At 67.8% G+C, this 15043-nt stretch carries 10 protein-coding genes; 4 read left to right on the top strand and 6 right to left on the bottom strand.

The annotated features are described in order from the left end of the window. Positions 1-5: 5 nt before the first annotated feature. From VVR85_RS06560 to VVR85_RS06550, 3 genes are all read left to right on the top strand, one after another. Positions 6-854: a 1,6-dihydroxycyclohexa-2,4-diene-1-carboxylate dehydrogenase gene (locus VVR85_RS06560; protein ID WP_368520138.1), complete on the top strand. Its 849-nt coding sequence runs from the start codon at positions 6-8 to the stop codon at positions 852-854. Positions 855-998: 144 nt separating this feature from the next. Then, positions 999-3662: a LuxR C-terminal-related transcriptional regulator gene (locus tag VVR85_RS06555; RefSeq protein ID WP_368520137.1), complete on the top strand. Its 2664-nt coding sequence runs from the start codon at positions 999-1001 to the stop codon at positions 3660-3662. A gap of 63 nt (positions 3663-3725) precedes the next feature. Further along, positions 3726-4016, top strand: coding sequence for a muconolactone Delta-isomerase family protein (locus tag VVR85_RS06550; RefSeq protein WP_368520136.1), 291 nt, complete (start codon positions 3726-3728; stop codon positions 4014-4016). 69 nt (positions 4017-4085) lie between these two features. On the opposite strand, the gene VVR85_RS06545 is transcribed toward VVR85_RS06550, so the two are convergent. From VVR85_RS06545 to VVR85_RS06520, 6 genes are all read right to left on the bottom strand, one after another. Continuing rightward, a protein-coding gene (locus VVR85_RS06545) for an IS3 family transposase (protein WP_368520135.1) occupies positions 4086-5299 on the bottom strand; the annotation gives its coding sequence in 2 pieces (ribosomal slippage) (positions 4086-5026 and positions 5026-5299; 1215 coding nt in all). A gap of 398 nt (positions 5300-5697) precedes the next feature. Beyond that, positions 5698-6735, bottom strand: a complete 1038-nt coding sequence (locus VVR85_RS06540; protein ID WP_368520134.1) for an HNH endonuclease signature motif containing protein — start codon at positions 6733-6735, stop codon at positions 5698-5700. An 89-nt stretch (positions 6736-6824) separates the two neighbouring features. Continuing rightward, positions 6825-8012 (bottom strand): amidohydrolase, encoded by a 1188-nt coding sequence (locus VVR85_RS06535; protein WP_368520133.1) that lies wholly within the window; start codon positions 8010-8012, stop codon positions 6825-6827. 61 nt (positions 8013-8073) lie between these two features. Then, a complete protein-coding gene (locus VVR85_RS06530) occupies positions 8074-10836 on the bottom strand; it encodes an FAD-binding and (Fe-S)-binding domain-containing protein (protein WP_368520132.1) in 2763 nt (920 codons plus the stop codon). A 58-nt stretch (positions 10837-10894) separates the two neighbouring features. After that, positions 10895-12475, bottom strand: a complete 1581-nt coding sequence (locus VVR85_RS06525; protein ID WP_368520131.1) for a PTS ascorbate transporter subunit IIC — start codon at positions 12473-12475, stop codon at positions 10895-10897. A 4-nt stretch (positions 12476-12479) separates the two neighbouring features. Beyond that, the gene (locus VVR85_RS06520) at positions 12480-13364 is read right to left on the bottom strand and encodes a PTS sugar transporter subunit IIA (RefSeq protein WP_368520130.1); all 885 of its coding nucleotides are present in this window, start codon (positions 13362-13364) and stop codon (positions 12480-12482) included. A gap of 263 nt (positions 13365-13627) precedes the next feature. Between VVR85_RS06520 and VVR85_RS06515 the strand changes: the two genes are divergently transcribed. Then, the gene (locus tag VVR85_RS06515) at positions 13628-15022 is read left to right on the top strand and encodes a GntP family permease (protein WP_368520237.1); all 1395 of its coding nucleotides are present in this window, start codon (positions 13628-13630) and stop codon (positions 15020-15022) included. Positions 15023-15043 lie beyond the last annotated feature (21 nt).

Below are 15043 nucleotides of genomic sequence, written 5' to 3'. Positions count from 1 at the left end.
AAACCATGTCTTCCACGCAATCCGAACCCGGCGAGGTCCCCGTCGGCGGCGAGGAGACCTCGCAGCTGTATACCCCTGACCGCTTCCGCGGCCGCAAGGTCGTGGTCACTGGGGCGGCGCAGGGGATTGGCCGGGCGGTGGCGCGGCGCATCGCGCGCGAGAACGGCTCCGTGTTCCTGGTGGACCGCTCCCCGATCGTGCACGAGGTCGCCGAGTCCCTGTGCGAGCTGACCCTCGGCGCCATCGGCTCCGCCACCGCCGACCTGGAGACCTTCAGCGGGGCCCAGGAGGCGCTGGCGGAGGCCGCGGAGGCGCTCGGCGGGGTGGATACCGCCATCAACAACGTCGGCGGTACCATCTGGGCCAAGCCCTACCAGCACTACACCGAAGAGGAGATCACGCAGGAGATCCAGCGCTCGCTGTTTACCACCCTGTGGTCCGTGCGCGCGGAGCTGCCCCTGCTTATCGATGCCGGCGGCGGCACCATCGTCAACGTCTCCTCCGTGGCCACCGCCGGGATCAACCGCGTTCCTTATGCCGCCGCCAAGGGTGGGGTCAACGCGCTGACCTCCGCCCTGGCGAAGGAGGCGGCCGGGCACAACGTGCGGGTCGTCGCGGCCGCGCCCGGCGGCACGCTCGCACCCAAGCGGCAGGTCCCGCGCGGGCCGGGACCCGGCACGGAGCAGGAGAAGGCTTGGTACCAGGAGATCGTCGACCAGACCATCGAGTCCTCGCTAGCCAAGCGCTACGGGACCCTGGACGAGCAGGCCGCCCCGATCGCCTTCCTCGCCTCGCCGGAGGCCTCCTATATCAACGGCTCCGTCCTCCCGGTCGCCGGCGGGGATCAGGGCTAGAACAGCCCCGTGCCGGCCTAGCGCCTGCCCAGGGTGAACCTAGCGCCCGCCCGGGAAAGACCGGGGCCGAGCTAGGGCAACGCTAGGCAAACCCACGACAGCCCTAGATCACGGCCTCGAGCAGAATCGGTAGACTCAGAACACATGCCCCACCCCACTAGTGATTCCCGTCACTCGCGCCGGCACCTGTTTTCAGCCTTGGGCCACTTGGGCCCGGGCGAAAGCCTCATCGCCAGCATCTCTGGCCCGGCCGGCGCGGGCAAGACGGAGCTGACCCGCCGCATCCTCCAGTCGCTGTCCGGCTGGTCCACGGTGCAGGCCGCCGCGCTGGACTGGGACGACACCCCGCTGCTCGACCTCATCCGCGCCCGCCTGCTGGCCCGCTCCCGCCACCCGCACGCCAGCCTGGAAAGCGTGCTGGATACCCCTGATGCCGCCACGCTCATCATCGTCGACGACGCCCACTGGGCCGACCCGGAATCCCTCGAGCAGCTGGTCACCCTGGCCCGCCGCCTCACGGTGGGCACGATGTGCCTGGTCTTTACCATCGATGCCACCCACTCCGGCACCAACCGCCTCCCGATGCCACGGCTGCGCGCCATCTCCGACGTCGTCGTCGACATCCCACCGCTGGGCGCGGAGGAGATCCAGTCTTTGGCGCTGACCCACCTGGGCGTGCACCTGTCCCCGCTGTCGGCGCTGAGCCTCCAGCACGTCTCCGGCGGGCGCCCGTCGCTGGTGCGCCAGCTCCTCGACGTGGCCGCGCCCGACCACTGGCGCGATCCGAACCCGCTCATCCGCCTGCCGGAGGCGTGGCACGGGGCGCTGGCGGCGCGCATCGACGGCCGTGACCTGGGCGACCTGCTGCCCATTGCCGCCCTCGAGCACCTGCACCGCTCCAGCCTCGACCTGGGGCTTATCGAGCACCTCGCCCCGCAGGCCGCCACCAACCTGGAGCCCGCCCTGGAGGCGGGCATCCTCGCGCTGGCCACCGACGACCACCAGCACAGCGTCTACTTCCGCCACCCCACCGACCGCGCCGTCGTCCGCTCCACCACGGATCCCGCCCGCGCCCGCCGCCTGCACGCCCGCGCCGCGGACTACTACGCCGCCCGCGACGACATCGACGCCGCCACCTTCCACCGGGCTCTCAGCCAGCCCACCGACTCCGGCGCCACCGCCCCGCAGGACCTGGCTGAACGCGGCGCCGCCCTGGGACACGCGGGCCGCTGGCGGGCGGCCGCCGACTCCTACCGGCTGGCGGCGCACCTGGCGGACGGCGAGGAGGCATCGACAAGCAATACCCTGTCGGCCATCGAGGCGCTGATTGCCGGCTCCGACATCCGGCAGGCCAAGCTGTACACGTCGCTGCTCAACTCCGCGGGCGCGGACCCCAGGGTGGACTCCGTGCGCGGCTACCTCGCCCTGCACGAGGGCCGGCGGACCGAGGCCCGCGGCGTCCTTGACCGCGCGTGGGACAAGCTCGAGCGCGACGACACCCCGGACCGCTCCCTGCGCGCCACCGTCGCCGCCCGCCACACCTTGTACTACCTTCACGAATGGCGCCCCGAGCGGGTCCTCGACTGGGCCCAGACCACCGCCCAGTGGTCCCCGGCCAACGATGCCCCCAGCGCCGAAGCCCGCTACCTGTCCTCCTTCGCCCACGCCATCTTGACCGGCGCCGACCACGCCGGGCCCGCCCTCCCGCACGAAACCCCGGCCCTGGCACACCGGCGCGCGATGACGCAGGGCTGGCTGTCCGTCGTCCACGACGACCCCGTCACCGCCAGCCAGCTGCTGCGCACGACCTACCACGTGGAGGGCTCCGAGCGCATCGCGCTGTGGATGGACGCCTGGCACGCCCGCGCCCTGCTGCTGATGGGGGACTTGGACGGGGCGCTGGGCATCGTCGAGCGGGGCCTGTCTCGGGCCGAGCAGTTCGGCATCCGGGTGCTGGAGCCGGTGCTGCTGTGGACTGGGTCCATCGTCGCGCACTACCGCGGCGACCGGGAGCTGGGGCGCGATTACACCAACCGGCTGACCCTGAGCCAGGACGCGTTTTTGATCCAGCGCATCCCGTCTGCGATGACCCAGATGCACTCGGCCGCCATGAACAAGGACTTCCCCGCCGCGGTGCGCTTCGGGCGCTCGCTGTACGAGATGGGCCGGCTGGTCGACATCGGCCAGCCCGGGTTCTGGCCCTGGGAGGACATCTGGGCCCAGCAGCTCCTCCACGCCGGCGATGCCGACCTCGCCGAGGAAGTCACCTCCCGCGCCGAGGAACGCGCCGCCGGCAGCGACATCCTGTCCGTTGCCGCGAAGCTCGCCGTCCCGCGCGCCGGCCTGCTCATCCAGCGCGGCGAGACCGCCGCCGGATTGAAGCGGCTCGCCGATGCCGTCGAGATGATCGAGTCGCGCCCCCTGCCCTTCTACCAGTCGCGCATCCTGTTTGAGTACGGGCGCATCCTGCGCCGGCTGGGCCGGCGGCGCCACGCCGACGAGATCTTCGGCCGCGCCGGCGAAGTCTACGCCGCGATGGGCGCGCCCGAATTCGTCGAGCGCTGCAACCAGGAGCGCCGCGCCAGCGGGCTCGGACGGCGCACCACCGGCGCCGGCGGACTGACGCCGCAGGAGGAGGAGATCGCGAAGGCCGTCGCCGACGGCGCCAGCAACCGGGAGGTCGCCGAGGAACTCTACCTATCGACCAAGACCGTCGAGTACCACCTGACGCGGGTCTACCGGAAGCTCGGCATCCGCTCGCGCAACGAACTTCCGCGTGCCCTCGCGCACGCGGGCCCCGACAATTAAATAGACCATCCGCAACCTACCCCTGAACTGAACCCGGAACCTACAAGGAAAGGATTTTCCACCGTGCTGTTTCTTGCCCGAATGGACGTCACCTTCCCCGATCACCTAAGCCCCGAAGAGGTCGCCGATTTCCAGGCCCGCGAAAAGGAGTACTCCGGCTCGCTCCAGACCGCCGGGAAAATGAAAGGCATCTGGCGCGTAGTCGGCGAGTACTCCAACTACTCCATCTACGACGCCCCCGACAACGATGCCCTCCACGACATCTTCGCCGGCTTCCCCATGTACAAGTACATGAAGATCCACGTCACCCCGCTGGCCAAGCACCCCAACTCCACCGACGCCGTCGCCTACTGATTCCGCCTACTGATTCCGCCTACTGGGGTTACCCGCAAATCGTGGACACGTTGTTAAGCTGCTTAGGGGTTAAGCAGCGGCCTTCTTATTACCATTTTGATCAGCGAGCTGGGCTTCGAAATCGACGGGGCTTACCATCCCGATGGACGAGTGGCGACGGCGCCGGTTGTAGACAATCTCAATCCAGCGAGCCACCGCTTTCCGGGCGTCGTCACGGGTTCGCCATTTCTTCCGATCGTAAAATTCGGTCTTCAATGTCGACCAGAACGACTCGGCCATCGCATTGTCAAAGCAGACACCGGTACGGCCGACCGATTGTGCAATCCCTAGTTCTTGACAGACCTGCCACAGTTGTTCGCTGGTGAACTGGCTACCACGATCGGCGTGGAAGACCACGCCGTTGGGTATTTCACCACGCAGGGTGTAAGCCATGCGCAGTGCACGTTCAACCAGGTAAGAATCCTGCACACTATCCATGGACCAGCCTAGGACTCGGCGGGAGTGTCCATCGCGGATAACGCATAGGTACAGCCAGCCCTCATTCGTGCGTAGATAGGTAATATCTGACATCCACACTCGATTAAGCTGCCCTTGATCAAATAGGCGTTTCACCAGGTCTGGAAGCGTGGACTTCCGCTTGGATTGAATCGTCGTTACGGGAACAAACGCCCTAGGTGAGATGCCCTCAATACCCATCATCCGCATGCGTTTGGCCACGGTTTTACGATTCACATAGACCCCAACCTCGGCGAGTTCTGCAGTAATCCGTGGGGCACCGTAGACTTCGTCAGAATCTTCCCAGATGTCATGAATTTGCCTGTCTAACTGGTCGAGGAATCTCTGACGCTGATTTTCACCACGAAGCCGTACTGCTTGAGCCTTTTGCCATTTATAGTAGCCAGAACGGGAAACCTCTAATAACCTGCTCATTCTTTTTATACTGTAGTTCGCCTTCTCCTGCTGTATTAGCTCAAATTTTTCCGATCGCGTTGCTTCGCAGCGAAGAAGGCGGTGGCTTTTGACAAGAACTCATTATCCATCTTGGCCTCAGCTAACTCACGACGCAGGCGAGCATTTTCGGCTCGTATATCAGCATCACTGCGGCCGTCTACCGAGCCTTGGCGTTCCCGCTCGAGTTTGACCCACCTGCCTAAAATTGTCGCTGATACGCTAATTTCCTTAGCCACATGAGCGATTGGGCGCCCAGACTCGATGACCAGTCTGGCGGCCTCCTGCCGGTACTCCGGGGTGTACTTCTTCCTTGACGAATTCACAATGAACATCCTCTCCTACGGACACAAGATCCGTACTAATAGGGTGTCCACTACTCGAGGGTAACCTCACTACTGATTCCGCCTACTGATTTCCGTAAGAACCATCTAGGTGCGCAATCTAGGCGCGCCGCCTCGGCGCACACCCCAGTCGCGCAGCGCAGGCTCACAACCTTGGTACGCCGAGTAGGCACGCTGAATGGGCGTTCACGGTGTGTTCCGTGGACGCCTCTTCGCGTGTTCTTGTCGCGGTGTTCTTGCTGCTTAGCTGCGCGTTTCCCGCCGGGCTAACCGCGCGCATTTTGCCGTTGCCAAATTGGCAGCCGGGCTGGCTGCAGGGTGCTGGCCTGCTGCCGAGTTAGCCGCTGACCTGGCCGCTAGTTTTGGCCGCAGGGTGGGACGCCGGCGATTTAAGCCGGCACGCGTTCGGGCGGTATCCACACCACCCGGCCACCAACCCTAGCCATCCGGCCCCGAGTCTGCGCCGGGCCTGGCCCATCCTCGTTGGCACCATTATGGTGCGGACACAACGTGGCCAGGTTCGCCGCATTCGTCGGACCACCCGAGTCCCACGACTGCAGGTGATGGACCTGGCACTCATCGGCACCGGCCAAACACTCCGGCCAGGCACACACCGGGTGCTCCATCAACGCCAAACGCCGCTGCTTCCACGACGCCAAACGCTCATCCCGGTAACAATTAACCGGCCCGGCCACCGGGTCAAAGACCCCGACGTAGCCGACCTGCTCAAACGCCCGGGTCACCAACTCCGCACCACTAATCACCGCCCCGTTGGTTAGCTGCACCGTAATATCCGCGGCGTCCTGACCGCCGACGAGGTGGCCGAAGTCCTGAATGTTGAGGACCACGTTGGTGATTACCGACGCGCGCACGCCGCCGCGAGGTCTACTGCCGGCACCGGAACCGTCACCGTCGCCGACACTGGCAGCATCACTGGTGCCGCCGGTGAAGACCGCGCGAGCATCCTCGACGGTGCGCACTTGGGCTTTAATATCGGCGACCAGGCCGGCGTCGGCGATAAGCCGCATCGACCACAAGCCCTCGGCCGAGCGGCGGTAGATCACCCCTGGCTGCGGCGTCGGGGCGGGGCGCGCTTCCTGGATTTTGCGGCGGGCTATGGCGGCCATTTGCTTGGCGTCAGCCGGCTGGGCGGAAAGTTCTTCCATGATGCGCCAGGCATCGTTTTTGTTTTTGACCCGCCGCAGCACCCCACGCAGCACATCCAACACGGGCAGGCAGTGCCCGTGCCGGGCGGCGTTCGCGCGCACCCGGCGCTGGCGGCCAGCGTGCCTGACCGGCCCGAAAAACACCCCGGCCAGGTCGAAAAGGCGCTCCAGCTCGTCGCGGCCGGAGCCGGCGGCCGCGCGCTCGGCATCCCAATCGGCGTGCCAAGCACCCTCCACGATGTCGATTCCGGGCTGGGTCACGGCAGCCACGAACCTAGAAAAACAATCCCCCGATGTCATGCCCCACACCCTAAAACAGGGCCCACCACCCCGCAACCGGGGCAAGAATTTTACTTGCCCAACCAGGCGTAAGCGGCGGTGATGAGGGCCTCGGTGCCGGTCTGCAGGGTCGGCTGCTGGACGGGCGCGAAGAACGGGCTGTGGTTCGGCATCTCCTCGCCCTCCTTGCCGCCGCCGAAGATCCAGTAGCAGTACGGGGTGCCGAAGGCATCGGCGACCACGGAGAAGTCCTCGGAGGCGGTGAACCGGTCGGCGTCCTGGACGCGGTCGCTGCCCAGGTGCTCCTCGAGGGCCTCGCGCACGCGAGCGGTGACGTCGGCGTCGTTGTCGGTCAGCGGGTACTGGTCGGAGAAGCTGAACTCCGGTTCCTTCGGCGAGCGCGCGGCCTCGCACTCGGCCTTCACGATCCGCTCGATGGCCTCGATGATCTTGTCGCGCACCTCCTCGTCGTAGGCGCGGATGTTGATCTTCAGCGTGGCATCAAACGGGATGACGTTGGCCTTGGAACCGGCCTGCACGGAGCCGACGGTGACCACGCCGAACTCGCTCGGGTTGAGCTCGCGGGAGACAATCGTCTGCAGGCGCATGACAATCGAGCTGGCCAGCACGACCGAGTCGACGCTCAGGTGCGGCATGGACCCGTGGGAGCCGGCGCCGAAGACCTTGACGGTCACGCTGGTGGCCGTCGAGAGCACCGGGCCCGGCTTGATAGCCACGCTGCCGGCGGGCACCACGCTGCAGAAAACGTGCTGACCCAGCATGACGTCCGGCTTGGCGACCTTGTCCACCACGCCGGCGTCCACCATGGACTGCGCGCCTTCGGCGGTTTCCTCACCGGGCTGGAAGAGGACTTCCAGGGTGCCGGACCAGGCATCGGTGGCGTCCTTCATGAGGGCGGCCACGCCCATGAGCGCGGCGACGTGGGAGTCGTGGCCGCAGGCGTGCATGACGCCGTCGACGGTGGAGGCGTAGTCGAGGCCGGTGTCCTCCTGGATGGGCAGGGCATCGAAATCGGCGCGCAACATCACGGTGGGCCCGTCGCCGTTTTCTAGGACGCCGACGACCCCGCCGCCGACTTCCACGACGTCGTAGTCGAATTCGCGCAGCTTGTCCGCGATGATCCCGCGGGTGCGCTCCTCTTCCATGCTGAGCTCGGGGTGCTGGTGCAGGTCGACGTACAGCGCCTCCTGCTTCTCGCGAATCCCGTCGTAGCCGCTAACGATGTCCCCTACTGCCATGGGCTGGCTCCTTCCGGTTCACTAAAGCGTACGCAGCCAGCCTACGCCGAAACAGCGGGCGCTAGCGGCTGGCCTTGTCCAGCAGCTCCAGAATGTGGTGGTAGTCGGAGCCGGTCGCCCGCGTTAGCCCCAGCTCGCAGGTGCGGTTGGTGGACGCGTGGTACTGGGCGCCGAATTCCTTGGCCTGGGCGGCCTCGGCGCGGGTGGCGGACGCGGTCAGCTCGGGGTGGAGCATGCCGCGGTCGCCGGCATACCCACAGCAGTTCCAGGCGGTGGGCACGTTGACCTCGCGCGCGGCGGCCCCGGCGACCTTTTCCAGGTCGGGCATGATTCCTAGCTGGAAGGCGGAGCAGGTCGGGTGCAGCGTGACGGACTCGGCCGGGTGCGCAACATCTAGGGCCGGGAGGATGTGCTCGGCGGTGAAGGCGATGGCATCGATAACCGTGACGCCGTGGGCTTCCAGCAGGTCGCGGAAGCCGGCGGTACAGCTGGAGGCGTCGACGACAACGGGCAGCTTCCCGCCGTCGGTCAGCGGCACGACGGTGTCCACGACGCGCTTTTCCATCACGTCGTGGCCCTCGCTTAGGCCCTTGGACGACCACGGGGTGCCGCAGCAGAGCTTGTCGATGCCACCGGGCACCTCCAGCGCCAGCCCGGCGCGCTCCAGGAGGTTGACGAAGGCATCGGTGGCGCCGGGGCCGTCGCCCTGCGGGCCGAACATGGTGTTCACGCAGGCCGGCAGGAAGATGCCGGTCACGGCGGCGCGGTTATCGCCGACGCGGCGGCCCAGGCGGGCGCGCGGCTTGCCGCCCTTAGACAGCTCAGGCTGGTACTGCGGCATGACGTCGGAGCCTACCAGGCGGCGGCCGACGTCGGTGACGGCCTTGACCAGGGAGGTCGGCAGGAAGTGGGCGCCGGTCAGCGCTACCGATGCGCCTTCGCTGACCACCGGCCAGCCCTTCGCCGCGGCCTTCCACCCGGCCTGCAGGACCGGCTGGGCCTGTTCGCGGCGCAGGCGCTTGATGAACTTGCCGGTGTCGATGCCCACCGGGCAGGCGGTGCGGCACATGGAGTCGACGGCGCAGGTCTCGATGCCCTCGTACTGGTAGGCCTCGTCGATCTCGGCGACGGTGGCGGTATCCCCGGCCTCCTCGGCGCGCTTGCGGGCGCGGCGGACGACGATGCGCTGGCGCGGGGTGAGCGTGAGATCCCGCGACGGGCAGACCGGCTCGCAGTAGCCGCACTCCACGCAGCGGTCGATCTCTTCTTCCACGGTCGGGTTGAGCTTGATGTTTTTGACGTGGGCGTCCGGGTCGTCGTCGAGGATGACGCCCGGGTTCATGGTATTCGTCGGGTCACAGGCGCGCTTGAGCTCCTGCATGACCTCATAGAGCTCGTCGCCGTACTGGCGGCGCACGTAGGGCGCCATCGCGCGGCCGGTGCCGTGCTCGGCCTTGAGGTTGCCCTCGGCTTCCAGGACCAGGGAGACCATGTCCTCGTTGAAGTTGTTGAAGCGGCCGATGGCCTCGTCGCCCTCGAAGCGGTCGGTGAGCAGGAAGTGGATGTTGCCGTCCTTGGCGTGGCCGAAGATGACGGCGTCGTCGTAGGAGTAGCGGGCGAAGATGTCCTGCAGGCCGGCGCAGGCGTCCGCGAGGTCGGCGACCGGCACGACGATGTCCTCCAGCAGCGCGGTGGTGCCGGACGGGCGGGCCTCCGCGACCTGGGCGTAGAGGCCCTTGCGGAAGTTCCAGGCGGCGGTGCGGGTGGCGGCGTCGGCGGAGAATTGCGCCGGGGACTGGAGGTTGAGCTCGGCCAGCAGCTTCGAGCCGGCCTGCTCCTTGGCGTTGATTTCGTCCTCGCTGTCGGCGTGGTACTCGATGAGCAGGGCGGCCTGGGAGTCGATGTCGAAGCCGGTGATGGCCTCCGGGACCTTGTCGAAGGTGCGACCGACGCGGATGGAGGCCGAGTCCATCAGCTCCAGGGTGGCCGCGCCGGTCTCCAGCAGGTCGGGCAGGCTGCGGGTGGCGGCGTCCACGTCCGGGAAGACGGCCACGGAGGTGGTGGTCAGGCGGGCGATCGGCACGGTGCGGAAGACGGCCTCGGCGATAAAGGCCAGGGTGCCCTCCGAACCGATGATGAGGTGCTCCAGGAGCTTCGCCGGGGTCTCAAAGTCCAGGAAGGAGTTCAGGCCGTAGCCCATGGTGTTTTTCAGGCTGAAGTGCTTGGTGATCTTCTCCACCGAGGCCGGGTTGTCCACCACGCGGCGGCGCAGGCGCTGCAGGGTCTCGAAGAGCTCCGGCTCCTGCTGGGCCAGCTGCTGGTCGGCGTCCGGGCGGGCGGTGTCTAAGACGGTGCCGGACGGCAGGACCAGGGTCATCGACTCCAGGGTGCGGTAGGTGTTCAGCTCCGTGCCGCAGGCCATGCCGGAGGAGTTGTTGGCGATGACCCCGCCCATCGTGGCGGCCGACTCACTGGCCGGGTCCGGGCCCAGCTTGCGGCCGTACAGCCCCAGGCGGGCGTTGACCTGGCGGACCGTGGCGCCCGGCTGGACGCGCACGCGCTCGCCACCATCCAGCACCTCGATGCCGCGGAAGTGCTTGCGCACGTCCACCAGGTAGCCGTCGCCGGCGGACTGGCCGGCCAGGGAGGTGCCGCCGGAGCGCAGGGTCACCGGGATGTTGTTGGCACGCCCGGCGCGGAAGGCGGCGGCGACGTCATCGGCGTTTTTGGCTTCGATGACGGCTTGCGGGGTGAAAAGGAAGTGGGAGGCATCGCTGGCCGCGGCCACGCGATCGATCAGAGCGGTGTTGACGTCGAGGCTCATGCCTCAATTACACGCCCGCCGGCACACCCCCGCAAGTAAGGAGGGGGTTAGAACGGGGCTAGTTCCGGGGCGCGGGCGGGATCAGCGCTCCCGCCGGCGGGGTAATACGCGGGTAGTGCCGCCAGGTGCCGCGGCGGGCGTCGGCCCCGGCGGAATTCCCGGCGGCGGCCCCGGCATCGGTGGCGTCGTCGTGCGCGGTCGGCGCGGGGCGGTGCGGGGTGGGATCCCAGTGGGCATCGACGAGCCGGACCTGGCAGAACCAGCCGAGCGCCAGCACGGCCAAGCCGACGAGGCCGACCAGGAGGAGGCCCACTACCCCGCCGGGCGCCGAGGCCCAGCCGATGAGCATGCCGAACCAGCCGAAGTCGGCGTCGCCGAAGGTGGTGTTCGCCGCGCCGAAGGAGCCCAAAACGCCCAGCAGGAAGGCCGGCAGGAAGGTAATCAGCAGGCCGTTGACGAAGCCGCCGGCGGCCGCGCCGCGCCGCCCGCCGGTCGCGTTGCCGTAGACACCCGCCGCGCCGCCGGTGAAAAAGTGCGGGACCAGCCCGGGGAGGATGAGCGCCACCCCGAAGGCCGGGCCCAGCCACAGCGACAGGACCGCCAGGCCCACCAGCCCGCCGGCAAAGGAGGTCAGGAAGCCGACCAGGACGGCGTTTTGGGCGTATGGGAAGACGATGGGGGCATCGAGGGCCGGGATGGCGCCGGGCACGACCTTGGCGGCAATCCCCTGGAAGGCGGGCACGAGCTCGCCCAGGATGGTGCGCACGCCGAAGAGGATGACGGCGACGGCCACGCCGAACTGCAGGCCCTGGGTCAGCGACTGCATGAGGTAGTTGCCCACCCCGGTCGCGCCGTCCTCGAAGGCGGTGAAGGCCTCGTCGCCGGCGCGGGCCAGGAACAGCAGGGCGAGCACGATGTACATCAGCGCCATCGACAGCGCCGTGGCGACCATGGAATCGCGCAGGAAGCGCAGGCCCTCCGGCAGGTGGAGCTGCTCGGTGGAGGCGGAAGGCTTGCGCTTGCCGCCGACCAGCTTGCCCACCGCGCCGGCGGCGACGTAGCCGGCGGCGCCGAAGTGCCCGATGACCACGGAGTCGTCGCCGGTAATGCGCCGGGTCCAGGGGTGCGCGATGGCCGGCAGGGAGACCATCAGGATGCCCAACAGGGCGGCGCCGAAGACGATGACCACCCAGGCGGGATAGCCGGCCGGGGCGAAGACCATCGTGAGTAGGGTGGCCATGAACAGCACGTGGTGGCCGGTCAGGAAGACGTACCGCAGCGGCGTGAACCGGGCCAGCAGCAGGGAGACCACGAAGCCCAGGATCATCACCCAGGCGACCTGGCTGCCGAACTGCTGCTGGGCGATGCCCACGATGGCCTCGTTGGTCGGCACTACCCCGTGCGCGCCGGTGGCGCCGGTGATCATGACGCCGAGTGGCTCCAGGGAGGCGGTGACCAGCCCGGCGCCGGCGTTGATGAGCAGGAAGCCGAGCGTGGCCTTGATCGCCCCGCCCAGCACCTGGCCGATGCCGCGGCCCAGCGCGGCCAGCCCGATGGCGGTGATGATGCCGATGAGGAAGGCCGGCACGGCCAGGATCTCATTGACCACGAAATTGGCGGCGTCTACCAGGATGTTCATGTTTTTACCGGCCTTCCTGTGCGGCGGGGATGTCGTAGATTTCGCGGAGCGCGCGGTCGAGCTCCGCGGCGGAGGTGAAGTTGTCGATGACGTAGACCGGCACCCCCACGTCGCCCAGGGCGGCGGCGATCTCGCCGGAGGTCAGCAGGACGTCGGCCTCGCTGGCGCGCCCCTTCGCGGAGATGGTATCGGTGGCCTCGACGGTGAAATACGGCGACCAGCCCCACTCGTCAAGCACGCCGTCCAGGGTGTTCTTCAAAAACAGCGAGGTGCCCAGCCCGTTGCCGCAGACGGTAAGTATCTTGCCCTTGCTCTCGACCGTGCCGTCGGGGCGCGCGGCGGGGACCGCCGCGCCGGTTGCGGCGGCCGCCGCGGTCTCTTCGGCCTCGCGGGCCTCGCGCTCGCGGCGCATAGCGATGGCGTTGGCGGCGGCGGTGGGCACGTAGCCGTCCAGGACGTTGCGCAGCTGGCCTTCGGAGGTGACGACGTCGAGGAGTTCGCGCTTGTCGGCATCGCCGAGCACGCGGGCCAGTTCCTTCATGGCGCGGGTGTGGGCGAAGTCGTCGCGGGCAGCCAGGGCTACGACCAGGGTGACCGGGTCGTTGGTGCCGTGGCCGAAGCGGACCGGCTCGGCCAGGCGCACCCAGCTGATGGCGGTGTGGCGGACCGCCTCCGAGGGCCGCGCGTGGGCGAAGGCGAAGCCGGGGGCGACGACGATATAGGGCCCGTTGTTGTCCACGGTCTCGATCATCGCCTGGGTGTAGTCGGCGGTGGCGGAACCGCTGGCCTCCAGCAGGCGGCCGGCGCGGGTGATAGCAGCGCGCCAGTCCGCGGCAGGCGCGTCCAGCTCCACGCCCCCGGGCGCGAGTAGGGCTCCTAGTTTGGACATGGTTTCTCCTTGCAGTTGTCGAATCCGTCAGCGTCAACTAGGGCGCCGGCCTGCGGTATTTACACCTGAATTTAGCAACCGGCACGCCGCGGACCCAAAAAGCAAATCCCGCAGGTGTGTTGTTTCCCAAGCTCACCGACACCCTGAATGCGGGGGTGCGCGTGTTAACTTGAGGTATTGGCCCCGTGCCCGCCCACGGCGACCGGAGCCTTCCCCCTAACTACACAAACCACCTAGGAAAAGAGGTTTGTCCAATGGAGACTATGGACACGTGGGAGCCGACGCTGGGCGCGGGCCCGCTGTTGGGCATCGCGGTGGCAGCCATCGCCCTGATTTTGGTGATGGTCATCTATTTCCGCGTGCACGCTTTCGTCACGCTGGTAACGGTGTCGGCGCTGACTGCGCTGGCGGCGGGGCTGCCCATCGCCGGGGTGGTCGAGACGATGACGGATGGCTTCGGGAGCACGCTGGCATCGGTGGCGCTTTTGGTCGGCCTGGGCGCGATGATCGGGCGGCTGGTGGAGGCCTCCGGCGGCGCGAAGTCGCTCGCCGATGCCCTCGTGGCCCGCTTCGGCGAAGACCGCGCGCCGCTGGCGCTGGGCATCGCCTCGCTGATTATGGGCTTCCCCATCTTCTTCGACGCCGGCCTGGTGGTCATGCTGCCGGTCATCTTCGCGGTGGCGCGCCGGCTCAACGGGCCGGTGCTGGCCTACGGCATCCCGGCCGCCGGCGCGTTCTCGGTCACCCACGTCTTCCTGCCGCCGCACCCGGGGCCGGTCGCGGCCGCGGAGTTCTTCAACGCGGACATCGGGCTCATTCTGGCGCTCGGCCTGCTGATCGCCATCCCGACGTGGTACTTCTCCGGCTACCGCCTGGGGCTGTTCCTGGGTAAGAAATTCCCCTTCGGCGTGACGGAGATGCTCACCGGCCCGGCTGTGAAGGAAGCGGAGATGCCCCACCGCCCGGCCTCCCCGGCGGCGGTGATTTCCGTGCTGCTTATCCCCTTGGTGTTGATCTTCTGCAACACGGGGCTGAACACGCTAGCGGCGGCCGGGGCCATCGACGGCGAGGCCACCTGGGCGCAGGTGCTCATCATGGTGGGTCAGACCCCCATCGCGCTGCTGATTACCACCTTCGCCGCGATGGCAATCCTGGGCCTGCGCCGCGGGGTGGACAAGAACGCGATGGAAAAGGCGATGGAGTCCTCGCTGGGGCCGATCTGCTCGGTGGTGCTCATTACCGGCGCCGGCGGCATGTTCGGCGGGGTGCTGCGCACCTCCGGCATCGGGGATGCGCTGGCGGATTCGCTGTCGGGCATCGGCATCCCGGTGATTTTGGCCTGCTACCTCATCGCGGTGGCGCTGCGCCTGGCGCAGGGTTCGGCGACGGTCGCGCTGACCACGGCCGCCGCGCTGATGGTCCCGGCGGTCGAGGCCGGCGGCTTCAACGAGGTCCAGCTCGCGCTCATCGTGCTGGCGACGGCCGCGGGCTCGGTCTTCGGCAGCCATGTCAACGACTCGGGCTTCTGGCTGGTCGGCCGCCTGATGGGCATGGACGTGGCCACCACGCTGCGCACCTGGACCGTCAACCAGATGCTCATCAGCGTGATCGGCTTCGTCTTCGCGCTGGTGCTCTTCGGGGTCGCCGCGGCCTTCTAACTCACGGTCTTCTAGCGGGCC

The organism is Corynebacterium sp. LK2590, assembly GCF_040946105.1.
GTDB lineage: Bacteria > Actinomycetota > Actinomycetes > Mycobacteriales > Mycobacteriaceae > Corynebacterium.
Note: the sequence above shows the minus strand (reverse complement) of the source record. Positions and strands in the feature narration are given on the sequence as shown.

What these genes read in the sequence shown, in the direction of transcription:
- VVR85_RS06560 (WP_368520138.1), top strand. Translation starts at nt 6, where the DNA reads ATGTCTTCCACGCAATCCGAACCCGGCGAGGTCCCCGTCGGCGGCGAG.
- VVR85_RS06555 (WP_368520137.1), top strand. Translation starts at nt 999, where the DNA reads ATGCCCCACCCCACTAGTGATTCCCGTCACTCGCGCCGGCACCTGTTT.
- VVR85_RS06535 (WP_368520133.1), bottom strand. Translation starts at nt 8,012, where the DNA reads ATGGCAGTAGGGGACATCGTTAGCGGCTACGACGGGATTCGCGAGAAG.
- VVR85_RS06530 (WP_368520132.1), bottom strand. Translation starts at nt 10,836, where the DNA reads ATGAGCCTCGACGTCAACACCGCTCTGATCGATCGCGTGGCCGCGGCC.
- VVR85_RS06525 (WP_368520131.1), bottom strand. Translation starts at nt 12,475, where the DNA reads ATGAACATCCTGGTAGACGCCGCCAATTTCGTGGTCAATGAGATCCTG.
- VVR85_RS06520 (WP_368520130.1), bottom strand. Translation starts at nt 13,364, where the DNA reads ATGTCCAAACTAGGAGCCCTACTCGCGCCCGGGGGCGTGGAGCTGGAC.
- VVR85_RS06515 (WP_368520237.1), top strand. Translation starts at nt 13,628, where the DNA reads ATGGACACGTGGGAGCCGACGCTGGGCGCGGGCCCGCTGTTGGGCATC.